We start from the raw sequence: 25,295 nt of genomic DNA, 5'->3' as shown, positions 1-25,295 counted from the left end.
CCGTTATTCGGGGCCGACGACCTCGACTTTGATTCCCTCCGGCGTCTCACAGTAGAGTGCGTAGTAGCCGCCGGCGTACGGATGCTGCTCCTCGTACAGAACCGCGGCATCGTCGCGTTCACGGACGCCCGCGGTCAGGTCATCGACCTGTTGACGGGATGCGGCGTGAAACGCGAGGTGGTTCAACCCCGGCGACCGCCGGTCGAAGCGCCCGTCGGTGTCGGCCCGTTTCATCACGATGTAGGTCGCTCCGCGTCCCTAGGAACGCCCCTCGTCCCACTCGTCTTTCCGCTCGTAGCCGAGTTCGGTCAGTAGCCACCTCCAGAACGGGACGGACGCCTCGAGGTCCGCGGTACACAACTCGACGTGATGGAGGTGTCCGGCGCGTTCCGGGTCACCATGATCGTAGCCCATACTCGTTGGCTTTCGCGGAGTCACTTCGTCATTCGCTCACGCGAACAGCTGACGCGCATCGTCGATGGCTGCGATCAGTTTGTCGACCTCCTCGCGGGTGTTGTAGACGTAGAAGGAGGCTCGAGCCGACGCCGCGACCCCCAGTTTGTCGTGCAGCGGCTGGGTGCAGTGGTCGCCGGCGCGGATGGCGACCGCGTGGTCGTTCATGATCGAGGCCAGGTCGTGGGCGTGGACGGACTCGAGGTTGAAGCCGACGAGGCCGCCCCGGTCGGGACCGGGTTCGGGGCCGTACAGTTCGACGTCGCCTTCTGCCGCCAGCTGCTCGTAGGCGTACGTCGCGAGCCGTTCCTCGTGTTCCCGAATTCGTTCCATGCCGATCTCCTCGAGGTAGTCGACTGCTGCGTGCAGGCCGACCGCTTCGGCGATCGGCGGCGTGCCGGGTTCGAACTTCCAGGGGAGGTCGGCCCAGGTGGAGTCCTCGAAGGTGACCTTCCGGATCATCCCGCCGCCGTAGAGGTAGGGCTGGAGTTTCTCGAACAGGTGTTCCTTGCCGTACAGCACGCCGATCCCCGTGGGGCCGGCCATCTTGTGCCCCGAGAAGGCGTAGAAGTCGGCGTCGATGGCGCCGACGTCGACGGGCCGGGTTGGAACGGCCTGTGCGCCGTCGATGAACGCCAGCGCGTCGTGGTCGTGGGCGAGATCCACGAGGTCGGCGACGGGGTTGACCGTCCCGAGGGTGTTCGAGACGTGAACCGCGGAGAGGATGGCGGTGTCGTCGGTGATGCACTCGCGGGCGTGATCCATGTCGAGCCGACCGGTGTCGTCGACCTCGATGTACTTGCAGTCGGCACCCGTCCGTTTGGCGATCTGCTGCCAGGTGACGAGCGAGGCGTGGTGTTCCATCTCCGTGAGCACGACCTCGTCGCCGGGGCCGAGTTCGTTCAGGCCCCACGAGTACGCGAGCAGGTTCTCGGCCTCGGTCGTGTTCTTGGTGAAGACGATCTCCTCGCGGCCGTCGGCCCCGACGAACTCCGAGACGCGGTCGTGGGCCTCCTCGTAGGCGATCGACGCCTCCTGGCTCAGGTGGTGGATCCCCCGGTGGACGTTCGAGTTGGACTCGCGGTAGTAGTCGCTCATCGCGTCGACCACGGGATCGGGCGTCTGGGTCGTCGCCGCGTTGTCGAGGTAGACGAGTTGGGATCCGTCGAACTCCCGCTCGAGGATCGGGTACTCGGCGCGAATCGCCTCGACGTCGAGGGGTGCGATGTCCTGCTGGCTCATTGGCGTCTAGGAAGGGTTCGACACAAAACACTCCTTCGGTCGGCACTGCCCGAACCGCGGGTGACGAGCGGCCGATCGTCGGGCTATCGAAGAAGCCGGCCGCTCGCGGACTGGCCCGCTACTGGGCGACCTCGAGCACCCGTGCCCCACACTCCTCGCAGGTGACGGCGTACACCTCGTGGGAGCGACAGCAGGATTCGACGGTCTCCTCGTCGATCGAAACCGGGCCGTCGCAGGTCGGACACTCCTCGACGAACGCCCGGAGGCCGCTGACGACCTGGCTGCGGTCCTCGAGGTCGAACTGAGTCCAGTTCGGGACGTGCTCGGTGAGCAGTTCCATTCCGCCGAGATCCGCAAGCAGGGCGGCGTCAGACTCCCAGCGGGCGGCGAGGCGGCCGTTGTGTCGAACGACGACGTGGCCGCCGGTGGTTCGAACCTCGACCTGTTCGGGGTCGGCCTCGAGGAACGCGGCCACCTGCTGGTCGCGGTCACCGCCGCGCTTGCCGGCGATCAGCGCGCGCCACTCCTCGCGGACGCCTTCGGCCAGACAGAGGTCGTCGTCAGTCGCACAGGGTTCGACCACGCCGCTCTCGAGCAGCGTTCGCTCGGGGTCGAGTGCGGCCTCCCGTTCGTGGAGCGGGTCGGGGCCGTGGGAGTCGTCCATCTCCGGCATCCCGGCGACGGCGGGGCCCTTGTCGAACTTCGCAAGTAGCCAGTCCGGGAAGTACTGCTTGGTCAGCGAGGGGGTTCCGGGGACGAGATAGCCCCGGAGGTAGATCGCTGCTCCGGAGAGGAGGAGGGCGAAAACGCCGAGCGGTGGCGAAAAGATCGCCACGAAACCGGCGACGACGACGGCGATGACGGCGTTGACGGCGGTACACGGGATACAGCGATTCTCCCCCGTGTACTCCGGCTGGCGGAGTTGATCCAGCGCGTCAGTGGGTGATGGGTTCATGACTACTGCAAACCTCCCCCATCCCAAAAATCCATAGGTGATTGTCTACGGAACCGACACTCTCGACTTCGCCGGATCGTCGGACGACATCACCACCCGAAATTTCATTGAAAAACCAATTCTTATTGTACAGCTACCTAGAGTGTTCTGACAGCGACCGTGACCCGACGGTCACTGATTCACCGATGACGGCAATACGAACAACCGGACTGACCAAGCGCTACGGCGACGTAACGGCGGTTTCGGGGCTCGACCTCGAGATCGAGCGGGGAGAGGTGTTCGGCTTTCTCGGACCCAACGGGGCGGGAAAGTCGACGACGATCAACATGCTGCTCGATTTCGTCAGGCCGACGGCGGGGTCGGCGACGGTCCTCGGCCACGACGCGCAGGCCGAATCCGACGAGATCAGCCGCCGAGTCGGCGTCTTGCCGGAGGGGTTCGACGTCTACCCGCGGCTCTCGGGGCGTCGCCACCTCGAGTTCGCGATCGAAACCAAAGACGCCGACGACGACCCGGACGCGATCTGCGAGCGGGTGGGTCTGGAGCCCGAGGACGCCGCCCGACCCGCGGGCGACTACTCGAAGGGGATGCGCCAGCGACTCGCAACGGGGATGGCGCTGGTCGGCGATCCGGACCTGCTCGTTATGGACGAGCCCTCCTCCGGGCTCGACCCGCTCGGCATCCGCGAGATGCAGGACCTCGTCCGCACCGAGGCCGAGCGGGGGACGACGGTGTTCTTCTCGAGTCACATCTTAGAGCACGTCGAGGCGGTCTGTGACCGCGTCGGCGTCCTGGCCGACGGCGAACTCGTCGCCGTCGACACCATCGAGGGGCTGCGCGAGTCGGTCGGCGGCGGCGCGACGGTGGAACTGACGCTCTCCGAGTCCGCCGGCGACTACCGCGAAACCGCGGCCGGGGTTTCGGGCGTCACCGACGTCACCGCGAGGGACCACACCCTCGAGTGTGCGGTCGCCGATCCGGCCACGAAAGCGCGGCTGGTGATCGCGCTCGACGACGCCGGCTCGAGCGTTCTCGACGTGCGGATCGAGGACGTCTCCCTCGAGTCGCTGTTCACGGCGCTGACGAACGGTGACGGGGACGCCGACGAGTCGACGAACGAAGCTGATACCGCGGTCGCCGAGGCGGAGGTGTCGAGATGAGTTCGCAGATCGTCACCGTCGCCCGCAAGGACTTCGAGGACGCCGGCCGCTCGAAGCTCCTCTGGGGGCTGGTAACGCTGCTCGTCGGCATCGTCGCAATCGGCTACACGGCGATCTGGTACGTCGACCCCGAGGCCGGCGCCGCCGAGGTGCTCGGCTTTCTCGGCTTCCCGCTCCAGACGATCGTTCCGATCGCCGCGCTCATCGCGGGCTACATGGCCGTCGTCGGCGAGCGCCGCTCGGGTAGCATCAAACTCCTGCTCGGCTTGCCGCCGAACCGGACCGATATCGTCGTCGGCAAACTGCTCGGCCGGGTGGCGGTCGTGGCCACGGCGATCCTGCTCGCGTTCGCGCTCGCGCTCGTGTTGGGAGCCGTCTTTTTCGGCTCAGTTCCGCTCGTCGACTGGCTCGGCTTTGCCGCCCTCACGCTACTGTTCGGGGCCACCTTCGCCGGCCTGGCGGTCGGCGTCTCCGCCGGCGTCTCGACCCGCGGGAAGTCCATGGCGCTCGTCGTCGGCGTCTACATGCTGTTCGTCGCGCTCTGGGAACTCGTCACCGCCGGCCCCTACTACCTCATCTACGACGAGGGGCCGCCGGTCGAACCCGCGACGTGGTACCTCGTCGCCGAGCAGTTCAATCCGATGTCCGCCTACACGACCATGGCGAACAGCGTCATCGAGGGCGAGGTCTTCCCCTTCGCCTTCCAGTACGGCCTCGAGGACTTCGAGGCGGCCATGATGACTCCCGCCGAGCGCTATCCGGGCGAGGCGCCGTTCTACCTCCAGGACTGGTTCGGCGTCGTCGTCCTGCTGTTCTGGCTGGTCGTGCCCGTCGCGATCGGCTACTATCGGTTCACGAAGGCGGATCTCTGAGGCGCGATCCGCCGATCCACGGCAAGGCCCGAAGCAGCCGCAGCATCTCGCTTTCGCACTCGAGGCGGTTCTCACCTAGTCCTCGAGCCGGAGCTCGATCAGCGTCAGTTCGTCCGACGGGATCGCCTCCGAAAACGCTCGCTCGACCTCCTCCCAGGTGCGGGGCCGGCGAGCCTCGATGCCGAAGCTCTCGGCGAAACCAACGAGATCGGGGTTCGAGAGCGTCGTTCCGGCGTGCTCGCCGCGGTGTGCGACCTGTTGCTCGGAGATGAGGCCGTAGTCGTCGTCGTTGAACACGACGATCGTGAACCCGCAGCCGAGCCGCGTCGCGGTCTCGATCTCTGCGGCGTTCATCAGGAAGCCGCCGTCGCCGGTCCCCGCGACGACGTTCGCGTCGACTGCGAGGTCGGCCGCGAGCGCGCCCGGAACGGCGATCCCCATGCTCGCCAGTCCGTTCGAGATCACGCAGGTGTTCGGCTCGTAGGCCGGAAACGACTGCGCGATCGCCATCTTGTGGCTGCCGACGTCGGAGACGAGCACGTCCTCGTCGGCCATCGCGTCGCGCAGCAGGGGAAGTGCGTTTCGAACCGTGATCGGGCCGTCTTCGTCCGGCGGTTCCGTCGCCGACTCGAGCAGGCGGTCGTGCAGCTCGCGACACCACAGCGAGCAGGCGTCCGACGGCAGTCGGTCGTCGATCGCTCCCAGCGCCGCGCCGACGTCCGCCACGATCTCCACGTCGGGGTTGTAGTGGCGGTACACCTCCGCGGGTTCGGCGTCGACGTGGACGATCACCTTCTCGAGGTCCGGGTTCCACCCCTCGGGGTCGTGCTCGGCGATGTCGTAGCCGACCGCGACGACGCAATCGGCCCGCTCGATCGCCCGGGCGGCCTCGTCGCTCGGGCCCGAATCGAGCGTCATCAGGGAGGCCGGGTCGCGGTCGGAGATCGCGCCCTTGCCCATGTACGTCGCGACGACGGGGATCTCGAGTCGATCGACGAGGGCCCGGATGCTGTCGGCCGCGCGGGTCCGAACCGCGCCGTTGCCCGCGAGGACGATCGGACGCTCGGCGTCCGCGATCAGCGCCGCGGCCCGCTCGACCGACTCGTCGTCCGGATCCGGGCGGCGCACCTGATCGCGGACGGCGATCGGCTCGGCGTCGGTTCCCTCGCGGGCGACGTCCTCGGGGAACTCGAGGTGGGTCGCGCCCGGCTTCTCGTACTCCGCGAGCTTGAACGCCTTTCGCACCGACTCGGGAACGATCTCCGGGCCCGTGATCTGGGCGTTCCACTCGACCACGGGTTCGAAGACGCGGACGACGTCGAGCGCCTGATGGCTCTCCTTGTGCAGGCGCTCGCGACCGCCCTGTCCGGTGATCGCGACGAGCGGGCTCTTGTCGAGCTGGGCGTCGGCGACGCCCGTGATGAGGTTCGTCGCGCCGGGGCCCAGCGTCGCGAGGCAGACGCCCGCGTCGCCGGTCAGCCGACCGTGCACGTCGGCCATGAACGCCGCCCCCTGCTCGTGGCGGGTTGGAACGAACTCGATCGGCGAATCCCGGAGCGAGAACAGCAGCTCCTCGATCTCTTCGCCCGGCAGGCCGAAGACGTACTCGACCCCCTCGGCGTCGAGGCAGTCGACGAGCAGATCGGCGGCTGTTGGCATCGGTGATCTCCCCCTCACTCCGTCGCGACGACGTCGTCGCCCTCGCCCGCCGACTGCACCCAGACGGTCTTCCGGTTGACGAACTCGCGAATCCCCTCCCGAGCGAGTTCGCGGCCGTAGCCCGACGCCTTCACGCCGCCGAACGGCAGCCGGGGGTCGGACTTCACGAGCTCGTTGACGAACACGCAGCCGGCCTCGATCTCGCGGGCGAGTCGCTCCCCGCGCTCGAGATCTTCGGTCCAGATCGATCCGCCCAGTCCGTAGCGGGTGTCGTTCGCTATCTCGATCGCCTCCGCCTCGTTCGCGGCGCGGAAGACCGCCGCGGCCGGGCCGAACACCTCCTCCTCGGCCGCGGGGCTGTCGAGGGGCGGCTCGGCGAGCACCGTCGGCGGATAGTACCAGCCGTCGCGGTCCAGCGGTTCGCCGCCGCACTCGAGGGTCGCCCCCGCCTCGACGCTCGCCTCGACCTGCTCGTGGACGTCCTCCATGAGATCCTCGCGAGCCTGCGGGCCGATCTCGACCCCGGATTCCAGCGGGTCGCCCACCTCGAGGGACTCCATCTCCGAGACGAACCGCTCGAGGAACTCCTCGAAGACGTCGTCGACCACGACGAACCGCTTGGCCGCGATGCAGGACTGCCCCGAGTTGATCGTTCGGGCGGCGACGCCGGTACGGGCCGCCGCCTCGAGGTCCGCGTCCTCGAGGACGACGAACGGGTCGCTCCCGCCCAACTCGAGGACGTGTTTTTTCAGTTCGTTGCCGGCCTGTTCGGCGATGGCTCGCCCGGCCCCTTCGCTTCCCGTCAGGGTCACCGCGTCGAGGCGGTCGTCCCGAACCACGTCTTCCATCGCGTCGGAACCGACCAGCAGCGTCGAGAAGACGCCGTCGGAGTAGCCGGCGTCGCGGAACACCTCCTCGATCGCGAGCGCGCAGCCCGGGACGTTCGAGGCGTGCTTGAGCAGGCCGACGTTGCCGGCGGTGAGGTGGGGCGCGGCGAAGCGAAACACCTGCCAGAACGGGAAGTTCCAGGGCATCACCGCGAGGACGACCCCCAGCGGCTCGTAGGAGACGAACGTCCGCGCGTTCGGCTCGCTGCCGATCGCCCGGTCCACGAGGAACTCCCCCGCTCGCTCGGCGTAGTAATCGCAGACCCACGCGCACTTCTCGAGCTCTGCGTGGGACTCGTCGACCGGCTTGCCCATCTCGCGGCTGATCAGTTCGGCGTACTCATCCTCCCGGTCGCGGAGGATCTCGCCCGCCCGCTCGAGCAGCTGCTGGCGCTCCGTGATCTCCGTCTCGGCCCACGACTCCGTGGCCGAAACCGCGTCGTCGAGGATCGTCTCGAGGTCGCCGCCGGTGTGGTCGTCGTACGTTTCGAATACCTTGCCGGTCGCCGGGTTGACGCTCTCCATCGTTCGGATCACCAACGCGCCGCGCGTTTCGGAGTACCACGGTAACGAGCGCCAAAGTCCTGTGCCCGGCACTCGAACGGCCCCCGCGTTTCTCCTCGCGACCCGCAGCCGCGGAAAAGGGCACTTCTCCCGTTCGCTCGACTCAGCCCATTCGCAGAAACTGTGCGTGGACCGTCGAGCCGATCTCGAGGACGTTCGCCTCCTCGACGATGTCGGCCTCGATGGCGAGATCCACCGCCCGCGCCCCGACGATGTTGGCGACGGCCGCCCGCTGGAGGCTGTCGACGGCGGCCGATTCGTCGACGCTCTCGCCGCCGTAGAACTCCTCGGTGACCGTCAGCGAGAACTCGCCGCTCTCGAAGGTCTCCCCGAGGACGTCGTCGTCACAGAGGGCGACCAGTAGCCCCTCGGGGGTCTCGCGTTCGGTGACCAGCAGCCGCGAATCGTTCGAACTCATTCTGTCGTCGTCTCCCTGTTACTCCCGCTGGTGCTGTTTTCGTTCGCGCTCTTCGACCATGCGCTCCTCGGCACGCTCGCGCAGTTCGTTCGCCTCCTCGGCGATCTCGTCGGCCTCGTCGTACTCGCCCAGTTCCTCCAAGATTCGCGCCTTTTCTTCCAAAACCGTCGCATCGCGCTGGCCCAGCCGGATGGCGTTGTCGATGCAGTCGAGCGCCTCCTCGGCGAGGCCGCGCTCGGAGAGGAAGAAGGCCCGGTTGTACCACGCCTGGGGGAATCGCTCGTCGAGTTCGACGGCCCGTTCGGCGTGTTCCAGGGCCTGGGCGGTCTCGCCGAACTCCCAGAGCGCGTACGCCAGGTTCGTCTCGGCGGTGGCGGCGTGCTCGCTCTCGTCGTCGATCCGCAGCGCCTCCCGGTGGGCGCCGATCGCCTCGTCCCACTCCTCGAGTTCGGCGTGGGCCGCGCCCTTGTTCACCCAGGCCTCCTGGGCGGGGCCGTCGTCGTCGGCGAATTGGGCGGCGCGCTCGAACGCCTCGGTGGCCTGCTCGAAGCGGTTGATTCCCATGTAGTTCAGCCCCACGTCGAGCAGTTCCTCGGCGTTGACCTCGTCGCTGCCGACGTTGTGCTCGTCGAGCAGGTCCGTGAGCACCCGCGAGTCGACGGGATCGACTCGCGTGGGATCGACGCCGAGTTCCGGCGGGTCGAGGTCGAACTCCTCGTAGGATCCCTCGAAGCCGCCACCCTCGGAGAATCGGTGTTCGCGGTCTGCGTCCTCGCGATCGGTCATTGCCCGTTCTTGGCAGCGACGACTGTTAAGGGCTGCGTCTGGGACTCGAGAGCCGGAACGTTTATCCTCCGTTCGGCGAAACCACATTTCGTATCAGATACCAAACCACTCTCGAGCGACTCTCGAGGGTGGCCCACGCCGGAACCCGGCCAGATCCGGGTCATGCTCCTCGGCTGCTACCACATGGACAATCCGGGGCTGGACGCGGTGAACGTCGAGGCCGACGACGTTCTAACTCCCGTCCGGCAGGCCGAACTCCGGAATCTCGCGGATCGGCTCGAGAGCTGGAACCCGAATCGGATCGCCCTCGAGCGGCCGTTCGACCGGTCCGAGGCGGTCAACGACCGCTACCGGGAGTACCGGTCGGGCGAGCGAGCCTACGACGCCGAGGAGCCGTTTCCGGCGCCGCACCCGGACCGAAACGAACCGACGACGGAGTGTCGCAGCGAGGTCGTCCAGATCGGCTTCCGACTGGCGGATCGACTCGATCACGACCGGGTCGCCGCAATCGACGAGCACCCGGCGCGGCCCGACCCCGAGGACGACCCCTTCGCGGAGCGAGCGGTCGACTCGAGGCCCAAGACGGAGACACCGCGTCCTGACCTCGAGGCGTACGTCGAGGAGGTGAACGCCCACCGCGAAACCGCGACGATCCCCGAACACCTCGCGTGGCTCAACCAGCCGACGCAACTGCGACCGAACCACGAGGGGATGTTCGACGCCGCGATTCGCGCAACCGGTGACGTGTTCGGCAGCCCGCTCGCGCTCGCACACTGGTACGATCGCAATATTCGGATGGTCCACCATCTCTGGCGGACCGCGGATCCCACCGACGAACGAATCCTGCTGATCGTCGGCAGCGGCCACGTCCGGGTGCTCCGACACCTGCTCGAGGAAGCGCCGATGTGCTGTCCGGTGACCCCGCTTCCGTATCTTCTCGACGGAGACTGAGGAGATACCGTACTGACGGCGATCCCTTTTATTGTAGCGAGAACCGCGATTATACGGAAAGCCCCGAGACGGTCGAGGGCTGCGGCTCGCTGTGGTCCTCGGACTCCGTCCTGCGGTCCTTGCGTCGCCTCGCACCTCGTCCGCCTCGCCCCTTTCAGTCCCACCCGCGGCGGTTGGACGGTCGTTCTTCGCCCGCGGCGGATGCGAGGTCAGTCGCTGGCCGTAGCTTCAAGCGAGGGGCCGTCGAACGCCCGGCCATGCGACTGTTCGTCAGCGTCGACCTTCCCGAAGACCTCACGGAGGGTATCGCGGAACTGCAAAGCGAGTTCGCCGACGCCGAGGGGCTGAACTTCACCGATCCCGACCAGGCTCATGTCACCCTCAAATTCCTGGGTGACGTCTCCGAAAGCCGGCTTCCCGAACTGAAACGCGAACTCGCCGCGGGGGTCGCCGAGGCGGACGTCGGCCCCTTCACCGCCCGCGTCGGGGGTCTCGGCGTCTTCCCCAACCTCGAGTACATCAGCGTGCTCTGGGTCGGCTTCGAGGCGGGCAGCGAGGAACTCACGCGGCTCCACGAGGCCCTCGAGGAGCGCACGGTCGAGATGGGGTTCGAGCCCGAGGCCCACGACTTTACGCCCCACGTCACCCTCGCGCGGATGGAACACGCCGGCGGGAAGAAACTGATCCAGGGGCGGGTCCGCGAGCGCGAACCGACGCTGGGCGAGTGTCGCGTCGCGGAGGTTCGCCTGACCGAGAGCACCCTCACCGACGACGGGCCGGCGTACTCGACGGTCGAGCGGTTCGGCCTCGAGTGAGCCGTCGGCTCTCAGCGGCGGATTTCGGACGAAACTCCTTTGATTACGAGACACGTCGCTGACCGTGAATGGATCACGACCTGACGCGCCGGCAGTTGCTGGCCGGCGTCGTCGGCGGCGGGACCGCCCTGACCGGGGGCGGAGCGGTCTACAACGCCCTCCTCGGCTACGACCGGTTCACCGGGACGAACCTGCGGCGCCAGGACCTCGACCCGCTCGTCGCCGAGCGGGTGGCCGCCTCCGGTGAGATCGAAACGGAACTCGAGGACCACCGCCTCGAGCAGTCGAACGACCGGCTCTCGGTCGTCGAGCGCGACGGCGGCGACACGGTCGCGAGCCTCGAGCGTCCCGAAACGTCGCCCGCGGAGGCCGCCGCCGTCGACGCCGAGTTCGAGATTCCCGGCGGCCCGCTCGAGCAACTGGTCGCGGATCTGGGGGACCTCGAGTCGGGGGACGTGCGCTTCGTCTACGACCACCACTCGGCCTTTTTCGAGCGGATCGCGACGGGCGAGTCGCGGCCGTACACCGTCGCGGCCCTGCGGGGCTCCCGGTCCGTCGAGCCGGCAACCGTCGAGCGGTTCGCCGGGGCCGACCCGCGGATGCCGCGGGCGGTCGTCTCGGGGCTCGTCGATGCCTTCCGCGAGCACACTCACTACGACGCCCCGCGGTATCTCGCGGGCTCCGTCGAGGACAACGTGCTTCTGGGGGCGCGGGACCTCCGGGCGCGCTTCGAGTCCGACACGTCGTTCGAGGCGATGCTCGAGGGCCGGGACACGGGACTATTCTGTAACGAACTCACGCGGCGGTCGGTCGAGGCCCTGCAGGCGGTTCCCGCGGACGCCCAGTCGACGCCTGTCCTCGGCGGCTTCGTCAGGGATGACCGTCACAAACACGTCTACACGGTTCTCGCGAGTGCGCTCCGGGAGGACGGCGAACTGGTCGTTCCGGTCGCCTTTCTGGACTACAAGTACTCGACGCTCGCGGGCGACCTCCGTCTCGATGCCCTCGGCGAGGGGCTCGACGCCTACGACGGCTACCACCGGGCGACGCTGATCCGCTGGTACGCGTAGCCGACTCGAGCGGATCGCAGCCGATCCCCGAGAGCGGCGGTCGATCACGCGTCGGCGGCCGATTCCGGGTCTGCCCCGTAGATGGACAAGATTTTAAGCCAGCGCGGGCTACCACCGGCCACTATGGGTAAGAAATCGAAGGCCAAGAAGAAGCGGTTGGCCCATCTCGAGAACCAGAACAGTCGCGTTCCCGCGTGGGTCATGCTGAAGACCGACATGAACGTCCAGCGAAACCCCAAGCGACGCAACTGGCGGCGCAACGACACTGACGAGTAATCATGAGTGCCAGTGACTTCGAGGAGCGCGTCGTTACCGTTCCCCTCCGTGACGTCAAGAAGGGCGCAAACCACGAGGCAGCCAACGCGGCGATGAAGATCATCCGCCAGCACCTCGCGAAACAGTTCGCCGTCGACGAGGACGCCATCCGACTCGACCCCTCGATCAACGAGACCGTCTGGTCCGAAGGTCGGGCAAACCCGCCGCGGAAGCTCCGCGTGCGGGCGGCCCGCTTCGACGAGGAGGGCGAGTCGGTCGTCGAGGCCGAGGTCGCCGACTAACGGTGCTTCGCGCCGCCTTCGCCGGCTCAGCGTACGTCGGCGTTTTCGCCCGAGCGACGGATTCGTGCGTGCTGGTTCGGCCCGACGCCGACGACGACGTCGTCGAGGCGTTCGCCGATGAACTCGAGGTGTCCGCCGTCCGAACGACCGTCGGGGGCTCCTCGACGGTCGGCGCGCTCGCGACGGGCAACGAGAACGGCCTGCTCGTCAGCAGCCGCGTCCTCGAGTACGAACGCGAACGCCTCGAGGAGGCCGTCGACGTTCCCGTCACGGAGCTGCCGGGTAGCATCAACGCCGCCGGCAACGTCGTCCTCGCGAACGACTACGGGGCGTACGTCCACGCCGACCTGCCCCGGGAGGCGGTCCAGATCGTCACAGAGGCGCTCGAGGTTCCCGTCGAACGCGGCGAACTCGGCGGCGTCCGCACCGTCGGTACCGCCGCGGTCGCCACCAACCGGGGGGTGCTCTGTCATCCAAAGGCGACCGACGGCGAACTCGACACGCTCGAGGCGGCCCTCGACGTGCGAGCCGACGTCGGCACGATCAACTACGGCGCGCCGCTGGTCGGCTCGGGGCTGGTCGCCAACGATGCCGGCTACATCGTCGGTGAGGAGACGACCGGACCCGAACTCGGTCGTATCGAGGACGCGCTTGGCTATCTCGACTGACGACCGCTATTTCGTTTCGTCGTACCACCGATATATCCAACCGGTCAGCGCGAGCGCCACGATACCGCTGACCGCGATGGCACCGCCGAACACCCACTGACCGCTGAAGGCCACGAGCAACAGCCCGACGCTGGTCGCCAGCAGCCCGACGTGGGCGAAAAAGAGCACGCCGACGAACGCGAGCAGCGTCTCTCGGGACATCTCGTCGAACGCCTCCTGAAGCTCCTCGCTCCCGTCGTCGCTCGAGTCTCCCTCGAACGGCGATGGGTCTTTCTCTTCGAGCGCCTCGAGCGGGTTAATCATTGGATGTGGGCCGACAGCCGCACGCGTACGGTGGTGTCGCTCATTCGACCGGCTCGAATCGGTGGCGAACGACCTCGCTGTCGTCGTCCCACTCGAAGCTCTCGTGAGCGTGCTCGAGCAGCCGTTCGTACGCCTCCAGATCCTCCATCCCCTCTGCCTGTGCGTCTTCGTCGGTCAGGTCGCCGAGCGTGCGCTCGGTGACGTCGGTCACTTCGAAGGTGGTTCCCTCGATGGTGAACGTATCGCCCGGGGCGGCGTACTGGTGGCCGCGGTGGATCTGGCTCACCTCGCCCTCGAGAACCTGGCGCTGCATTCGATCGCTGGGCAGTAGTTCCGTGGGGTCTCGTTCGCGCATGGCGTCGGCTACGCTCGCGCGAGCAAAACAGTTTGGCCCTTGCGGACCGCCCCTCGACGAAGCCGCTCCGAGCGCTCCGGAACGCTCGTGCGTCGGACCCCGCCGCTCCGGCGGAACGTCCGCCGTTGTGCTCTCCCCCCGATTCATACTCCTGCGGAGCGTACGACGTTCTCCGATGAACCGGAGACGGATGCTAACCGCGGTTGGTGCGTCCTGCGTCCTCCCGAGCCTCTGGTACGCGACCCGTCCTCCCCGGCGGTCGATCGACGTTCGCTTCTGGTTCAGCGATCACGCTTCCCGATACGACGAGGCCGTCCCTCGAGTCGGGACGTACCTCGAGCGCGCCCTCGAACCGGCCTACGAGGAGGTCGTGATCTCCCACGGCGGCGCCATCCCCGTCGAGACGGAGCACGGTTACTGGGTGACGCGCTCGGGCGAGTGGCCCCGTCGAATCGCCGAAGGCGCGCTCGCCGGCGGCAGCCTCGCCCCGGTCTCCGACGTCAACCTGCTCGTTACCGACGGCGACATGAGTCAGGCTCCGACCGGCGCGGGGATTCCGAACGTCGCCTCCGTGGGCGGGGCGCGTCACCTGGCGGCGGCCCCGCCTCGAGACGGGGTTGACGACGTCGCGTCGGACACGACGCCGACGCGCGTGATGCAGATACTCCTCCACGAGGTGGGACACGCCCTCGGCCTCAAACACGAACACGGTTCGATCGTCACGACGGACGGCGCGATCACGGCGAGCCCGATGGTGAGCGCGTACGCCTGGTCGACCGATCCGTCGAGCCGCGAACAGTTCGATGCCGACCAGTGCGCCTGTGGGAGCATTTACCCGACGAACCGCGACGGCGACCGGTACGTCTCGTTCGCCTTCTCGGAGTGTGCGAGGCGGAACCTGCGCGAGTACAACGGCGGGCTGTTTCCGTGACTGTCGCCGCCCCGGCGCGAAACGCTGGGGACCAGAGCGGAGATCGGTCCGTCTCGACGGGGTTCATCGAGACCGCCCGCCCTCGTCCACGCTCGTCGGGAAGGGAACATTCTTCCGACTGCCTGACCCAGGCCTAGTCATGAGTGCAAGCCAGCAGGAACTCCAGGAACTCTCACAGCAGCTGCAGGAAATTCAGGAGCAGATCGAAGCCCTCGAAACCAACGTCGAGGCCGTCCGTACCGAGCAGGGTGAGGTCGACGAGGCGATCACCGCCCTCGAGCAACTCGAAACCGGCTCGGTCGTCCAGGTCCCCCTCGGCGGCGGCGCCTACCTCCGGGCGTCGGTCGAGGACATCGACGAGGCGATCGTCGAACTCGGCGCCGACTACGCCGCGGAGTTCGAGCAGGACGACGCCGTTTCCGCCCTCGAGAACAAGAAAGACCGACTCGACGACGATGTCGAGGAACTCACCGACGAGATCGCCGAACTCGAAGCCGAGAGCGCGGAGCTCGAGGGCAAGGCCCAGCAGCTCCAGCAGCAGGCGATGCAACAGCAGATGCAGCAGATGCAGGGTCAGCAGAATCCCGACGAGTAAGGGGCGACGATGTTCGACAACCTGAAGGAGAAACTCGGCAGCTTCCGCGAGGACGCCGAGGAAGCGGCCGAAGAGAACGTCGAGGAGGTCGACGAGGAAGAGCTCGACGACCTCGAGACCGAGGAGACGCTCGAGGACGATCGCGATTCGTCCGACTCGGCACTCGATTCCGAGCCGGCGAGCGAGGAGCACGCCGACCCGAAGCGACCCACCCCCGCCGAACGACCCTCGACGACCGAGCCCGACGAGGTCGCGACGACGCCCGAGGAATCGGGTGCAACGGCCGACGCGGAGGCCGTCGTCGACACCGAATCCGACCTCGAGCCTGCCGACACGGAACCCGGTGCGGACCTCGACGAGGACGAACCCGAGGCCGATCTCGACGAGGAGTCCACCGAAGACGCCGATGACGGCGGCAACGGAATCGGCTTCGGTCGCAAGGCCAAGTCGATGGTTCGCGGGAAGTTCGTCATCGAGGAGGAAGACCTCGAGGGGCCGCTGCACGAACTCGAGATGGCCCTGCTCACGAGCGACGTCGAGATGGGCGTCGCAGAGGAGATCCTCGACAACATCCGCGACGAACTCGTCGGCGAGACGCGGACGTTCACCACCTCGACGGGCGCGGTCGTCGAGGAGGCGCTGCGCGATGCGATCTACGACGTGATCAGCGTTGGCCAGTTCGACTTCGACGAACGCATCGCGATCGAGGACAAGCCGGTGACGATCATCTTCACCGGCGTCAACGGCGTCGGGAAGACGACGAGCATCGCCAAACTGAGCCGCTACTTCGAGGAGCGCGGCTACTCGACCGTGATGGCCAACGGCGACACCTACCGCGCGGGTGCAAACGAACAGATCGCCGAGCACGCCGAGGCGCTCGACACGAAGCTCATCACCCACCAGCAGGGCGGCGACCCCGCCGCGGTGCTGTACGACGCCGTCGAGTACGCCGAGGCGAACGACGTCGACGTCGTCCTCGGCGACACCGCCGGCCGCCTGCACACCAACGAGGGGCTGATGGACCAACTCGAGAAGATCGACCGCGTCGTCGGTCCCGACATGACGCTGTTCGTCGACGAGGCGGTGGCCGGCCAGGACGCCGTCAACCGCGCCCGCGAGTTCAACGAGGCGGCGGCGATCGACGGCGCAATCTTGACGAAAGCCGACGCGGACTCGAACGGCGGGGCCGCCATCTCCGTGGCCCACGTCACCGGCAAACCCATTCTGTTCCTCGGCGTCGGCCAGGGCTACGACGACATCGAGCGCTTCGACCCCGACGAGATGATCGACCGGCTGCTCGCAGACGAGTAAGCCCGGAACTCGCGGCGTCTGTCGTCGGTCTGTCCCCCCTTCGACCAGCCAGTTCACGCTGACCCCGCGTTCTGCCCCGTCTCTCGAGATCGATGCGCTCTCGCTATCGGGTGTCGGCTGGCTTTGCGTACTCGGTAAACACGTCCTCGAGCGTCGGCGACTCGCTCTCGAAGTCGACGACGGCGACGCCTGCGCCATCCAGGGTCGTCAACACCGCGGTTCGGCCACTCGAGTCGGTGAGTCGGGCGTGCAGTTCCGTTCCCGAACTCGACACCGATTCGACGGCCTCGAGTTCGCTGACGGCTGCGATCGCATCCGCGTCGGGCTCTGATTCGGTTTCGACGGTTAATCTGACGCCGCCGTCCTGTTCGTTTCGCAGCTCCTCGATCGGGCCGTTGGCGACGAGCCGTCCCTCGTTTATTATCGCGACCTCGTCACAGACCGCCTCGACCTGCGAGAGGATGTGACTCGAGAAAAAGACCGTCGCGCCGCGGTCGTTCTCCGCGCGGACGATTTCCCGGAGGAGGCGCACCCCGTTGGGATCGAGCCCGGAGGACGGCTCGTCGAGAATCAGGAGGTCGGGGTCACCGACCAGCGCCATCGCTAGCCCGAGTCGCTGGGTCATGCCGGTCGAGTACCGATCGGCGCGTTTGTCGGCGGCGTCGGCGAGTCCGACGCGTTCTAAGAGTGCGGTCGGATCGTCGTCTGCCTCGTGCATGGCGACCGAGAACTCGAGGTGTTCTGCGCCGGTGAGGTGGGGATACACTTCGAACCCTTCGGGGAGGACGCCGGTGCGTCGTCGGATTTCGACCGGGTCGGTCTGTGAGCCGTAGCCGAGGACGGCCGCAGATCCCGAATCGGGTCGGACGTAGTCGAGGAGCAGGCTGATCAGCGTCGATTTCCCGGAGCCGTTTGGCCCCAGGAGCCCGAAGACGCTGCCGGTGTCGACGGTGAGTGACAGCGCGTCGACGGCGGTGGTCGAGCCGTATCGTTTCGTCAGGTCGGTGGTGGTGAGTGTAGTCATGCGTTCAGGTCGGTTCTGTTGAACACGTAGTTCGCGAGCGTTACGGCGACGAGCATCCAGCCCACAACGACCAGGCTCGAGCCCCACGCGGTCAGGACGAACGGCACGTCTTCGGAGATGGACGACCAGGATCTGAACGACGCTGACGACGCACTGGCACCGCGGGCAATAACAACGCGGGCTGTCGCCTCGAGGTCCGGAAAGACGTTGGCGACGAGAACCGCGTAGGCCGTCGTCGGCTCGAGCGCCCGGGGGAGGTACGGGACGTTCGAGAGGAACAGCCCCCATCCGAGTGGGTTCAACACGATGTACGTCGCGATGGTGGCCACGACGGTTCGGCGCTTCGTGGCGAACAGCGTCGAGAGACAGACGCCGAGTGCGGTGAATAGCCAGCCGTAGAGCATCGTTACGAGGACGAACCGAAGGTACGACGCGTCCAGGATCAGTCCGAAACGGGCGTACACTGCGATGGCGCTGATACAGAGTGCGACGGCGATTGCCAACGAAAACGCCAGCAGTCGTCCGAGAAGCTTTCCGGCCAGTAACTCCCTGCGAGAGCAGGGCATCGATAGGGTCGTTCGAACCCGCCCGGTTCGCCGGTCGTCGACGATTGCGCCCGAGCCGACGAGGAGGCCGAGCAGTGGGACGAGCCACGTCAGTGAGGTGACGAACCAGGAGGGACTGGCGAGGTTCGACACGACGATCGTCGTTTCGTTCATTTCGCGGTAGTGGTGGATGTAAGCGTTCGAGGACACTTCCATGGACATCAACGAGACGATCACGAGTTGCCCGGCGACGAGGGCACCGAGCACCGCGAGGAACGATCTCGAGCGGCGAGCGATTCTGGCTTCCGTTCTGGCGAGTGTTATGAGTGACATGTTACTGGAGGTCGAGTCGAGTGATCCACCATCGGCCGAGCAGCGCCGGAAGGAGGATCCAGCCGAGCAAGACGAGGACGAGGAACGGCTCCGTGAGATAGAACGGAATCGTCTCTTGCTCGACCATCCCCATCTCCGAGCCCCTGACCGCACCCGGCATGCCGATGTGTGGGCTACTGCTCGTCATCAGTGCGGTTGCGGCGAACAGCGGGTCGAGAAAGAGGAACCCGTACGGCAGGGCCGACCGGAGTACGCCGATCGGATAGAGGATCAGCATCACGATGTAGACGGCAAACAACGCGCCGACGACCCGGTTGCTGGTCGACAGCGCCGCCGACATCGAAACGCCGATGCTCACACACGCGAGTCCGAGCAAGCATGCCGCGAGAACGACGTAGCCGTATCCACGGGCCGTACTCGCGCCGACGATGGACGCGAGCGCGAGACCGGCGACGAGCAGTGCAGCCAGCAACGGGACGAGAAACGTCACCAAGGAGCTAGCGAGAGCCGACGTGTACAGTCCCCGTCTCGAGCACGGCATCGAGAGGGTCACGCGAAGCCGGCCTGTTTCTCGATCCTCCACGATCGCGCCGTAGCTGTGGGCGAACGCGACCAGTGGCACCAGCAATAGTACGTTGAAGTACGTCTGAATAACGGCTTCATACACGAACGGGACGTTCTCGAACAGCACGTACAACAGATCGTGAACACCCACGGGATGGATGCTCTGCGATGGAGATGCGGTGAACACAGTCACGACGAGAAGCGCAGTAACGACGAGCCAGGACGCCCACGCCGCTCTCGAGTGGGCGAACCCCCGGAGGTTTTTCGCCACGACTGGTCGCCACATTGACACAGAATTTCCGATCAGCCTACATATTAATTATGTAAATTACCACACAGTAACTATTCCTCTCCCGCCGATACGACGGAACGATGTCGAGACGAGAACCCGATTTCGGCATCGCCACGAATTCTCCCGTGTCACCTTCTTGTGGCTCCTTCTGGTAGGTGTCTCGCTATGGCAGCAGACACCGTATTCGTTATCGGCTCGACCGGAACCCAGGGGGGTGCAGTCGCTCACGCGCTCCTCGAGCGCGACGTCGACGTGCTCGCGCTCACCCGCGATCACAACAAAGGCGAAGCCCACGAACTCGCCGAGAAAGGCGCGGAGATCGTCGAGGCGGACCTCACCGAGAAGAACAGTCTCGAACCGCTGCTCGAGCAGGCCGACGGCGTCTTCCTGGTCACCAACTTCTGGGAGCACGGCTACGACGGCGAAGTTTCCCAGGGGACGAACGTCATCGAACTCGCCGACGAGGTCGGAATCGATCACCTCGTCTTCTCCTCTGTGGGGGGAGCCGAGCGCGACACCGGCATCTCACACTTCGACTCCAAGCGGGAACTCGAGGAGCGAATCGACGACCTGGGGCTCCCCGCAACGGTCGTCCGCCCCGTGTTCTTCATGCAGAACTTCGAGGGCTTCCGGGAGTCGATCGAGGACGGGACGCTCGCGATGGGCCTCGAGCCCCGCGAGCCGCTGCAGGTGCTCGACATCGGGAATCTGGGCGCGTTCGTCGCGGAGGCCTTCGCCGACCCCGATCGGTACCTGGGCGAGGCGTACGAACTCGCGAGCGACGAACTCACGCTGCGGTCGATGGCGGTGCGCTTCGCCGACGTTCTCGGGGGCGAGGTGCGAGCCCAGCACCTCTCGCTCGACGAGGTCGCAGAGAGCCAGGGCGAGGAGTACGCCGATATGTTCGCGTGGTTCAACGAGCACGGCTACCAGTCGCCGATCGACGACCTGCAGGCCGATCACCACGTGGTGTTCAGCCGACTCGAGGAGTACCTGGCGCGGGAGTGGTAACCCATCGCGTATCGGGTACGACCCCGCTCCCGGACGAATCGCCGGGGGCCTAACCGTTATCCCTCGCAGCCGCCGAACTCGAGGCATGGAGCTCTCAGTCGTCGACCTCTCGCCGGTTCCCGACGGCAACAGCGCGACAGAGGCGTACGCCAACACCGTCGAGGCCGCACGGCAGGCCGAGCGACTCGGCTACACCCGCTTCTGGGTGGCCGAACACCACGGGATGGCGAGCCGACTCGCCGGAACGACCCCCGAGGTGCTGCTCGGCCACCTCGCCGCCGAAACTGACTCGATCCGCCTCGGCTCGGGTGCCGTCCTGCTCAATCACTACAGCCCGTTCAAGGTCGCCGAGATTTTCGGCGCGCTCGACGGGCTCGCCCCCGGCCGGATCGACGCGGGGCTCGGACGGGCGAACGGCTCGCCCGCCTCCGACAGCGCTCTCGGCACCGACCGGTACGTCGAGAACCCCGACGAGGATCACGCCGAGAAAATCGAGGCCGTCGTCAGCCACCTCTACGACGAGTTTCCCGCAGACCACGCCTACGCCGATCTCGAGATCCCGCGCTCGAGCAACTCCCCGCCGGTTCCCTGGCTGCTCGGCTCGAGTCCCTCGAGCGCGGAGATCGCGGCCGATCTCGGGCTCCCGTACTGCTTCGCGGCGTTCATTCGGCCGCAGTTCGCGGCCCACTCCGTCGAGACCTACCGCGAGGCGTTTTCCCCCTCGGAGTCTACGGGTGGTGCTGCCGACCCCCGCGGAATCGTCGCGGTGAACGCCGTCTGCGCCGAGACCGACGAAGAGGCGGCGCGGCTGCGCGCGGTCGCCGAGGCGTCGTTCCAACGGCTCCAGCGGGGGGAGGTCGGCACCACGCCCTCCGTCGAGGAGGCGATCGACGAACTCGGCGGGGTCCCCGAGCCGACGCCCGCGAGGCTCGACGACGACGAGTGGCCGCGGGCGATCTCCGGTAGTCCGGAGACCCTCGCCGGGTTGCTCGAGCAACTGGCCGACCGCGTCGGCGTCGACGAGGTGATGATTCAGCACGTCACTCCGGACCACGAGACCGCGCTGCGTTCGCACGAACTGCTGGCCGAAGGCGTCGGCCTCACCGCTCGCTGAGGCGGTTCGGGTCGCTCGAAAAGGTCCGGTCCGGAGCGTTCCGGGCGGAGGTACGGGGGAGCTGTGGTCCCGTCAAGCGGGCACTTCCTTCGGTTCTCGTTCCCAGTGGCGGTGGGCGGCCACCGCGTCGACGAACGCGTCGAGGAACGACTCGAGGTCGTCGCCGCCGCTCGTCACGACGCCGTGCTCGACTGCGAGGTCGTTTCGCGAGACGTCGATGCCCGGTAGCTCGACCGCCTCGAACAGGTCGACGCCGTCGTCGAGCGCGCCGATCGGCTTCTTGTGCTTGAACATCTCGGCGACGAAGTGTTTCGCGTCGCCCTGCTCGAGCAGGGCGTCGACGCTCTCTTCGCCGCCGGGGACGACGAGCGCGTCGAAGAGGATGGAGCCGGTCGTGGCGTGGCTCTTGTCGGCCTCAGCGCTGTCCCCACTTTCGGCCTCCTTCTCGCCGAGAACCTTCGAGACGATCTTGACGCGGGCGCCCTCGTCGTCGAGTCTCGACTGGAGCGCCTCGAGGGCCTCGCCGTCGAAGCCGTCGTCGACCAGGACGGCGATCTTGCGCGTCTCGATCGTGTCGGGGGTCCGGTTCGACATGCTGAGCGAGGGATCTTCGGCGTCGTGGTCGGGCATCTCGTCGCCCGGTTCTTCGGGCGGTTCGATCCCGATCCCCTCGGCGACGCGTTTCGCGAACTCGTGGTCGACGTTGTTGAACATGTCGTACACCATGCGCTCGCGGATCTCGACGCGGTCGACCTTGCCGAGTTCGAAGTGGGCGGCGTCGACGATGTTCTGTTTCTCGTGTTCGTCCATGCTGTTCCAGAACAGCCGCGCCTGGTCGAAGTGAGTCTTGAAGCTCTCCGACCGGTTGCGGATCTTCTTCCCGTCTACCCTCTCGGCGTGGTGTTCGTAGCCGCCCTCTTCTTCGGGGACCTCCTGGGGGTCGTCGTCGCCGATCGAGTTCGGCTTGTAGGAGACCTCTCCCGAGTTGATCTCCTGGCGCATGAAGCCGGCGCGCTGGTTGTTGTGGCGCTCCGCGATCGGCCGATTGATCGGGATCTCGTCCCAGTTGGCGCTGCCGAAGCGGTTGAGCTGGGTGTCCTGGTAGGAGAACAGCCGCCCCTGGAGCAGCGGGTCGTTCGAGAAGTCGATGCCGGGGACGACGTTGCCGGGGTGGAACGCGACCTGTTCGACCTCCGCGAAGAAGTTATCGGGCGTCTCGTTGAGCACCATCTTTCCGATCGGTCGCACCGGCACCTCGGTCTCGGGGATGATCTTCGTCGGGTCGAGCAGGTCGAAGTCGAACTGATCGGTCTCCTCTTCCTCGACGATCTGGACGCCGAGTTCCCACTCGGGCTCGTGCCCTTCCTCGATGACGTCGTACAGCCCCTGTCGGTTGAAGTCGGGGTTCTTCCCCGCGATTTTCTGGGTCTCGTCCCACACCAGCTGGTTGGTGCCGTACTTCGGGGTCCAGTGGAACTTGACGAACCGGGACTCGCCCTCGTCGTTGACCAGTCGGAAGGTGTGAACGCCGAAGCCCTGCATCATCCGGTAGGCTCGCGGGAGCGCCCGCCCCGACAGCACCCACATGATCATGTGCGTAATCTCGGGTTTGAGCGAGGCGAAGTCCCAGAACGTGTCGTGGGCCGCCGACGCCTGGGGCGTCCCGTCGTCGGGTTCGGGTTTGATCGCGTGAACCAGGTCCGGGAACTCCATCGCGTCCTGGATGAAAAAGACGGGGATGTTGTTCCCGACGAGGTCCCAGTTCCCCTCCTCGGTGTAGAACTTGGTGGCGAAGCCGCGCACGTCCCGCACGGTGTCCGCGGAGCCGCGCGAGCCGACGACCGTCGAGAACCGGGTGAACAGTGGCGTCTTCTGATCGGGGTCCTGGAAGAGAGAGGCCTTCGTCAGCTCGGAGATGTCGTCGTACTCGCCGAGATCAGGGTCCTCGTAGGGCTGGAAGTAGCCGTGGGCACCGGTGCCGCGGGCGTGGACGACCCGTTCGGGAATCGACTCGTGGTCGAACTGGGTCATCTTCTCCCGGAAGTGGAAGTCCTCCATGATGGTCGGCCCCCGCTCGCCGGCCTTCAGGGAGTTGTCGGTGTCGGTGACCTTGACCCCGTGGTCGGTCGTCAGCTCCTCGCCCTCGGGGTTCTCCGTGACCTCCTCGAGCTGGTCCCGTTTGCTGTTCTCGTCGACCTCGTCGCCGTTCGTTCCGGGTTCCGACCCCCCGTCGGTTTCCGGCCGGTTCTCTGGCTGTGCTCCGTCGTCGGTGGAAGGCTCGTCTTCGGGCATTGTTTCGTAGCTCGGATCGAAGTCCGTCCTGCCCATCGTCCACAATTAACGCGAAAAACGTCCGCCCATCGCTCGCAAGCGATTCTCGGCCGTCGGTCACTCGCCGACGCCCCGCCAGTCCGGCGCCGTCGAGTACGGCCGCGTGGAGAGCTCGTCGAACGCCGCCAGCATCACCTCGGAGAGCGCCGGGTGGACGTGGACCGCCGCGGCGACGTCGTCGACTCGGCCGCCCCCTCGATCCATCGCGATCACGGCCTCCTGGATCAGCGTCGGCGCGTCCGGCCCGACGACGTGACAGCCCAGAATCTCGCCGCCGTCAGGTTCCACGAGCAGCTTCACGAAACCGTCGGTCTCGAGGAGCAGCCCCAGCGGCGCCGCGTCGTAGCCCACCGTCGCGGCCTCGTACTCGAGGCCCTCCTCGTCCAGTTCGGCCTCGGTGCGGCCGACGCTCGCGACGCGGGGCTTCGTGAACACCGCGTGGGGCATCGCGTCGTAGTCGACGGCCTGCTGGGTGTCCTCGAGAACGTTCACCGTCACGCAGCGGGCCTCGTAGTCGGCGGCGTGTTTGTACGGCTGGGCACCGATGACGTCGCCGAGCGCCCAGACGCCGTCGGCGCTGGTCTTACAGAACTCGTCGACGTCGACGGAGCCGTCGTCGTCGGTGTCGATCCCGGCGTTCTCGAGGTCGAGCGTGTCCGCGTTCGGCCGCCGCCCGGTCGCGAGCAGCAGCGCCGCGGCTGTTAGCTCGCTCGTCTCGTCGTCGGACTCCACGACGGCGGTGATCCCGTCGCCTCGCTGCGAAACTTCCGTGACCTCGTGGCCGGTGTAGACGTCGAACCGCGCCGAGAGCGCGTCGGTCACGGCCTCGCTCGCGGCCTCGTCCTCGCGCGGGAGCACGCGGTCGCTGCGGCCGACCATCGACACCGCGGTGCCGACCGCGTCGAAGAAGTACCCTAGCTCCGCGCCGATGTAGCCGCCGCCGACGATCAGCAGGCTCTCGGGGGGCTCCTCGAGGTAGAGGACGTCGTCGCTCGTGTGATAATCCACGTCCTCGAGGCCGTCGATCGGCGGTTCGACGGGGCGGGAGCCGACGGCGATGACGACCGTCTCGCCCCGGATCTCGAGGTCTTCGTCGTCCTCGCGCTCGACGAGGATCGTCTCGTCGTCGAGAAACCGTCCCGTTCCCCGGTAGAGCGTGACGTGGTCGCTCTCACGCAGGCTCTCGGCTTGCGCGTCGGCCTTCTCGTAGACGGTGTCGTGGATCGACTCGGTGATCGCGTCGTACTCGAGCCCCTCGACGGCGGCGTCGATCCCGAACCGGTCGGCCCCGCGGATCTCCTCGAGCACGTCGGCGCGGTGGATCAGCGCCTTCGAGGGGACACAGCCCCTGGTGACGCAGGCACCGCCGAGCGGGCCGGGTTCGACGACGGCGGCCTCGAGGCCCCGTTCGGCGGCCGCGGTGGCGACCTGCGAGCCCGAACCGCCGCCGAGGACGACGATGTCGAAGTCTGTCATAGAACGGGGAACGAACCACGAGCGGCGGCATAAATCGGGTGGATCGGAACGCT

The 25,295-nt window shown here is 66.9% G+C and carries 26 protein-coding genes and 1 pseudogene; 13 read left to right on the top strand and 14 right to left on the bottom strand.

What is annotated here, in order from left to right; genetic code table 11:
* Window positions 1-3 precede the first annotated feature (3 nt).
* The 3 genes and pseudogenes from AC6I6S_RS07910 to AC6I6S_RS07900 all read right to left on the bottom strand — a co-directional run bounded on the left by AC6I6S_RS07910 (window position 4) and on the right by AC6I6S_RS07900 (window position 2,650).
* A pseudogene (locus tag AC6I6S_RS07910) lies at window positions 4-414 on the bottom strand (VOC family protein).
* 36 nt (window positions 415-450) lie between these two features.
* The gene (locus AC6I6S_RS07905) at window positions 451-1,695 is read right to left on the bottom strand and encodes an aminotransferase class V-fold PLP-dependent enzyme (RefSeq protein WP_497949254.1); all 1,245 of its coding nucleotides are present in this window, start codon (window positions 1,693-1,695) and stop codon (window positions 451-453) included.
* 118 nt (window positions 1,696-1,813) lie between these two features.
* Window positions 1,814-2,650: a DUF8054 domain-containing protein gene (locus AC6I6S_RS07900; RefSeq protein WP_497949252.1), complete on the bottom strand. Its 837-nt coding sequence runs from the start codon at window positions 2,648-2,650 to the stop codon at window positions 1,814-1,816.
* A 185-nt stretch (window positions 2,651-2,835) separates the two neighbouring features.
* Between AC6I6S_RS07900 and AC6I6S_RS07895 the strand changes: the two genes are divergently transcribed.
* Together AC6I6S_RS07895 and AC6I6S_RS07890 are read left to right on the top strand one after the other, a co-directional pair.
* Window positions 2,836-3,810: an ABC transporter ATP-binding protein gene (locus AC6I6S_RS07895; RefSeq protein WP_497949251.1), complete on the top strand. Its 975-nt coding sequence runs from the start codon at window positions 2,836-2,838 to the stop codon at window positions 3,808-3,810.
* Entirely contained in the window at window positions 3,807-4,682 is an 876-nt protein-coding gene (locus AC6I6S_RS07890) for an ABC transporter permease subunit (RefSeq protein ID WP_497949249.1), read from the top strand. Before AC6I6S_RS07895 ends, AC6I6S_RS07890 begins: the two co-directional genes overlap by 4 nt.
* A 75-nt stretch (window positions 4,683-4,757) precedes the next feature.
* Here the strand turns inward: AC6I6S_RS07890 and AC6I6S_RS07885 are convergent, their stop codons facing one another.
* The 4 genes from AC6I6S_RS07885 to AC6I6S_RS07870 form a co-directional block, all read right to left on the bottom strand.
* Window positions 4,758-6,341 carry an acetolactate synthase large subunit gene (locus AC6I6S_RS07885; RefSeq protein ID WP_497949247.1) on the bottom strand — a complete coding sequence of 528 codons (1,584 nt, stop codon included), beginning with the start codon at window positions 6,339-6,341 and terminating at the stop codon, window positions 4,758-4,760.
* Window positions 6,342-6,355: 14 nt separating this feature from the next.
* A complete protein-coding gene (locus AC6I6S_RS07880; RefSeq protein ID WP_497949315.1) occupies window positions 6,356-7,753 on the bottom strand; it encodes an NAD-dependent succinate-semialdehyde dehydrogenase in 1,398 nt (465 codons plus the stop codon).
* 142 nt (window positions 7,754-7,895) lie between these two features.
* On the bottom strand, window positions 7,896-8,189 hold the full coding sequence (locus AC6I6S_RS07875; RefSeq protein ID WP_497949314.1) for a DUF424 domain-containing protein: 294 nt from the start codon (window positions 8,187-8,189) through the stop codon (window positions 7,896-7,898).
* A 39-nt stretch (window positions 8,190-8,228) separates the two neighbouring features.
* A complete protein-coding gene (locus AC6I6S_RS07870; RefSeq protein WP_497949245.1) occupies window positions 8,229-8,996 on the bottom strand; it encodes a tetratricopeptide repeat protein in 768 nt (255 codons plus the stop codon).
* Window positions 8,997-9,179: 183 nt separating this feature from the next.
* On the opposite strand from AC6I6S_RS07870, the gene AC6I6S_RS07865 reads away from it, so the two are divergent.
* The 6 genes from AC6I6S_RS07865 to AC6I6S_RS07840 all read left to right on the top strand — a co-directional run bounded on the left by AC6I6S_RS07865 (window position 9,180) and on the right by AC6I6S_RS07840 (window position 13,057).
* Window positions 9,180-9,947 (top strand): DUF5694 domain-containing protein, encoded by a 768-nt coding sequence (locus tag AC6I6S_RS07865; protein WP_497949243.1) that lies wholly within the window; start codon window positions 9,180-9,182, stop codon window positions 9,945-9,947.
* A gap of 257 nt (window positions 9,948-10,204) precedes the next feature.
* The gene (gene thpR, locus AC6I6S_RS07860) at window positions 10,205-10,762 is read left to right on the top strand and encodes an RNA 2',3'-cyclic phosphodiesterase (protein ID WP_497949241.1); all 558 of its coding nucleotides are present in this window, start codon (window positions 10,205-10,207) and stop codon (window positions 10,760-10,762) included.
* A gap of 68 nt (window positions 10,763-10,830) precedes the next feature.
* Window positions 10,831-11,832 (top strand): hypothetical protein, encoded by a 1,002-nt coding sequence (locus AC6I6S_RS07855; RefSeq protein ID WP_497949239.1) that lies wholly within the window; start codon window positions 10,831-10,833, stop codon window positions 11,830-11,832.
* A 123-nt stretch (window positions 11,833-11,955) separates the two neighbouring features.
* A complete protein-coding gene (locus AC6I6S_RS07850) occupies window positions 11,956-12,108 on the top strand; it encodes a 50S ribosomal protein L39e (protein WP_255169227.1) in 153 nt (50 codons plus the stop codon).
* A 2-nt stretch (window positions 12,109-12,110) separates the two neighbouring features.
* Window positions 12,111-12,389: a 50S ribosomal protein L31e gene (locus tag AC6I6S_RS07845; protein WP_497949237.1), complete on the top strand. Its 279-nt coding sequence runs from the start codon at window positions 12,111-12,113 to the stop codon at window positions 12,387-12,389.
* Between the two features lie 2 nt (window positions 12,390-12,391).
* The gene (locus tag AC6I6S_RS07840; protein WP_497949235.1) at window positions 12,392-13,057 is read left to right on the top strand and encodes a translation initiation factor IF-6; all 666 of its coding nucleotides are present in this window, start codon (window positions 12,392-12,394) and stop codon (window positions 13,055-13,057) included.
* Between the two features lie 6 nt (window positions 13,058-13,063).
* On the opposite strand, the gene AC6I6S_RS07835 is transcribed toward AC6I6S_RS07840, so the two are convergent.
* Together AC6I6S_RS07835 and AC6I6S_RS07830 are read right to left on the bottom strand one after the other, a co-directional pair.
* Window positions 13,064-13,360, bottom strand: a complete 297-nt coding sequence (locus tag AC6I6S_RS07835) for a DUF7322 domain-containing protein (protein WP_497949233.1) — start codon at window positions 13,358-13,360, stop codon at window positions 13,064-13,066.
* A 40-nt stretch (window positions 13,361-13,400) separates the two neighbouring features.
* A complete protein-coding gene (locus AC6I6S_RS07830; RefSeq protein WP_497949231.1) occupies window positions 13,401-13,715 on the bottom strand; it encodes an ASCH domain-containing protein in 315 nt (104 codons plus the stop codon).
* Between the two features lie 175 nt (window positions 13,716-13,890).
* Here AC6I6S_RS07830 and AC6I6S_RS07825 point away from each other — a divergent pair, with 175 nt between their 5' ends.
* From AC6I6S_RS07825 to ftsY, 3 genes are all read left to right on the top strand, one after another.
* Entirely contained in the window at window positions 13,891-14,646 is a 756-nt protein-coding gene (locus AC6I6S_RS07825; RefSeq protein WP_497949229.1) for a peptidase M10A and M12B matrixin and adamalysin, read from the top strand.
* Between the two features lie 139 nt (window positions 14,647-14,785).
* Window positions 14,786-15,241 (top strand): prefoldin subunit alpha, encoded by a 456-nt coding sequence (gene pfdA / locus AC6I6S_RS07820; RefSeq protein ID WP_497949227.1) that lies wholly within the window; start codon window positions 14,786-14,788, stop codon window positions 15,239-15,241.
* 9 nt (window positions 15,242-15,250) lie between these two features.
* A complete protein-coding gene (ftsY, locus tag AC6I6S_RS07815) occupies window positions 15,251-16,552 on the top strand; it encodes a signal recognition particle-docking protein FtsY (protein ID WP_497949225.1) in 1,302 nt (433 codons plus the stop codon).
* A 103-nt stretch (window positions 16,553-16,655) separates the two neighbouring features.
* On the opposite strand, the gene AC6I6S_RS07810 is transcribed toward ftsY, so the two are convergent.
* Genes AC6I6S_RS07810 through AC6I6S_RS07800 form a run of 3 tightly spaced genes read right to left on the bottom strand, consistent with a single transcriptional unit; the run spans window position 16,656 to window position 19,304 of the window.
* Window positions 16,656-17,576, bottom strand: coding sequence for an ABC transporter ATP-binding protein (locus AC6I6S_RS07810; RefSeq protein ID WP_497949223.1), 921 nt, complete (start codon window positions 17,574-17,576; stop codon window positions 16,656-16,658).
* Window positions 17,573-18,454 (bottom strand): ABC transporter permease, encoded by an 882-nt coding sequence (locus AC6I6S_RS07805; RefSeq protein ID WP_497949221.1) that lies wholly within the window; start codon window positions 18,452-18,454, stop codon window positions 17,573-17,575. The genes AC6I6S_RS07810 and AC6I6S_RS07805 overlap by 4 nt, the downstream gene beginning before the upstream one ends.
* Window position 18,455: 1 nt before the next feature.
* Window positions 18,456-19,304, bottom strand: coding sequence for an ABC transporter permease (locus tag AC6I6S_RS07800; protein WP_497949219.1), 849 nt, complete (start codon window positions 19,302-19,304; stop codon window positions 18,456-18,458).
* A 171-nt stretch (window positions 19,305-19,475) separates the two neighbouring features.
* Here AC6I6S_RS07800 and AC6I6S_RS07795 point away from each other — a divergent pair, with 171 nt between their 5' ends.
* Together AC6I6S_RS07795 and AC6I6S_RS07790 are read left to right on the top strand one after the other, a co-directional pair.
* The gene (locus AC6I6S_RS07795) at window positions 19,476-20,321 is read left to right on the top strand and encodes an NmrA/HSCARG family protein (RefSeq protein ID WP_497949217.1); all 846 of its coding nucleotides are present in this window, start codon (window positions 19,476-19,478) and stop codon (window positions 20,319-20,321) included.
* Between the two features lie 85 nt (window positions 20,322-20,406).
* On the top strand, window positions 20,407-21,435 hold the full coding sequence (locus AC6I6S_RS07790) for an LLM class flavin-dependent oxidoreductase (RefSeq protein WP_497949215.1): 1,029 nt from the start codon (window positions 20,407-20,409) through the stop codon (window positions 21,433-21,435).
* Between the two features lie 72 nt (window positions 21,436-21,507).
* On the opposite strand, the gene AC6I6S_RS07785 is transcribed toward AC6I6S_RS07790, so the two are convergent.
* Both AC6I6S_RS07785 and AC6I6S_RS07780 read right to left on the bottom strand, forming a co-directional pair.
* Window positions 21,508-23,727: a catalase gene (locus AC6I6S_RS07785; RefSeq protein ID WP_497949313.1), complete on the bottom strand. Its 2,220-nt coding sequence runs from the start codon at window positions 23,725-23,727 to the stop codon at window positions 21,508-21,510.
* A 96-nt stretch (window positions 23,728-23,823) separates the two neighbouring features.
* On the bottom strand, window positions 23,824-25,242 hold the full coding sequence (locus tag AC6I6S_RS07780; RefSeq protein ID WP_497949214.1) for a dihydrolipoyl dehydrogenase family protein: 1,419 nt from the start codon (window positions 25,240-25,242) through the stop codon (window positions 23,824-23,826).
* Window positions 25,243-25,295: the final 53 nt, after the last annotated feature.

This window comes from Natrononativus sp. DTA114 (assembly GCF_059736515.1).
The sequence above is the reverse complement of the archived record's forward strand: the minus strand, read 5'-3'. Positions and strand labels throughout refer to the sequence as shown.

What these genes read in the sequence shown, in the direction of transcription:
- AC6I6S_RS07895 (WP_497949251.1), top strand. Translation starts at nt 2,836, where the DNA reads ATGACGGCAATACGAACAACCGGACTGACCAAGCGCTACGGCGACGTA.
- AC6I6S_RS07830 (WP_497949231.1), bottom strand. Translation starts at nt 13,715, where the DNA reads ATGCGCGAACGAGACCCCACGGAACTACTGCCCAGCGATCGAATGCAG.
- AC6I6S_RS07790 (WP_497949215.1), top strand. Translation starts at nt 20,407, where the DNA reads ATGGAGCTCTCAGTCGTCGACCTCTCGCCGGTTCCCGACGGCAACAGC.
- AC6I6S_RS07780 (WP_497949214.1), bottom strand. Translation starts at nt 25,242, where the DNA reads ATGACAGACTTCGACATCGTCGTCCTCGGCGGCGGTTCGGGCTCGCAG.
- AC6I6S_RS07845 (WP_497949237.1), top strand. Translation starts at nt 12,111, where the DNA reads ATGAGTGCCAGTGACTTCGAGGAGCGCGTCGTTACCGTTCCCCTCCGT.
- thpR (WP_497949241.1), top strand. Translation starts at nt 10,205, where the DNA reads ATGCGACTGTTCGTCAGCGTCGACCTTCCCGAAGACCTCACGGAGGGT.
- AC6I6S_RS07885 (WP_497949247.1), bottom strand. Translation starts at nt 6,341, where the DNA reads ATGCCAACAGCCGCCGATCTGCTCGTCGACTGCCTCGACGCCGAGGGG.
- AC6I6S_RS07880 (WP_497949315.1), bottom strand. Translation starts at nt 7,753, where the DNA reads ATGGAGAGCGTCAACCCGGCGACCGGCAAGGTATTCGAAACGTACGAC.
- AC6I6S_RS07835 (WP_497949233.1), bottom strand. Translation starts at nt 13,360, where the DNA reads ATGATTAACCCGCTCGAGGCGCTCGAAGAGAAAGACCCATCGCCGTTC.
- AC6I6S_RS07810 (WP_497949223.1), bottom strand. Translation starts at nt 17,576, where the DNA reads ATGACTACACTCACCACCACCGACCTGACGAAACGATACGGCTCGACC.
- AC6I6S_RS07850 (WP_255169227.1), top strand. Translation starts at nt 11,956, where the DNA reads ATGGGTAAGAAATCGAAGGCCAAGAAGAAGCGGTTGGCCCATCTCGAG.
- AC6I6S_RS07865 (WP_497949243.1), top strand. Translation starts at nt 9,180, where the DNA reads ATGGACAATCCGGGGCTGGACGCGGTGAACGTCGAGGCCGACGACGTT.
- AC6I6S_RS07855 (WP_497949239.1), top strand. Translation starts at nt 10,831, where the DNA reads ATGGATCACGACCTGACGCGCCGGCAGTTGCTGGCCGGCGTCGTCGGC.
- AC6I6S_RS07800 (WP_497949219.1), bottom strand. Translation starts at nt 19,304, where the DNA reads ATGTGGCGACCAGTCGTGGCGAAAAACCTCCGGGGGTTCGCCCACTCG.
- AC6I6S_RS07805 (WP_497949221.1), bottom strand. Translation starts at nt 18,454, where the DNA reads ATGTCACTCATAACACTCGCCAGAACGGAAGCCAGAATCGCTCGCCGC.
- AC6I6S_RS07785 (WP_497949313.1), bottom strand. Translation starts at nt 23,727, where the DNA reads ATGCCCGAAGACGAGCCTTCCACCGACGACGGAGCACAGCCAGAGAAC.
- ftsY (WP_497949225.1), top strand. Translation starts at nt 15,251, where the DNA reads ATGTTCGACAACCTGAAGGAGAAACTCGGCAGCTTCCGCGAGGACGCC.
- AC6I6S_RS07890 (WP_497949249.1), top strand. Translation starts at nt 3,807, where the DNA reads ATGAGTTCGCAGATCGTCACCGTCGCCCGCAAGGACTTCGAGGACGCC.
- AC6I6S_RS07825 (WP_497949229.1), top strand. Translation starts at nt 13,891, where the DNA reads ATGAACCGGAGACGGATGCTAACCGCGGTTGGTGCGTCCTGCGTCCTC.
- AC6I6S_RS07905 (WP_497949254.1), bottom strand. Translation starts at nt 1,695, where the DNA reads ATGAGCCAGCAGGACATCGCACCCCTCGACGTCGAGGCGATTCGCGCC.
- AC6I6S_RS07795 (WP_497949217.1), top strand. Translation starts at nt 19,476, where the DNA reads ATGGCAGCAGACACCGTATTCGTTATCGGCTCGACCGGAACCCAGGGG.
- AC6I6S_RS07900 (WP_497949252.1), bottom strand. Translation starts at nt 2,650, where the DNA reads ATGAACCCATCACCCACTGACGCGCTGGATCAACTCCGCCAGCCGGAG.
- pfdA (WP_497949227.1), top strand. Translation starts at nt 14,786, where the DNA reads ATGAGTGCAAGCCAGCAGGAACTCCAGGAACTCTCACAGCAGCTGCAG.
- AC6I6S_RS07870 (WP_497949245.1), bottom strand. Translation starts at nt 8,996, where the DNA reads ATGACCGATCGCGAGGACGCAGACCGCGAACACCGATTCTCCGAGGGT.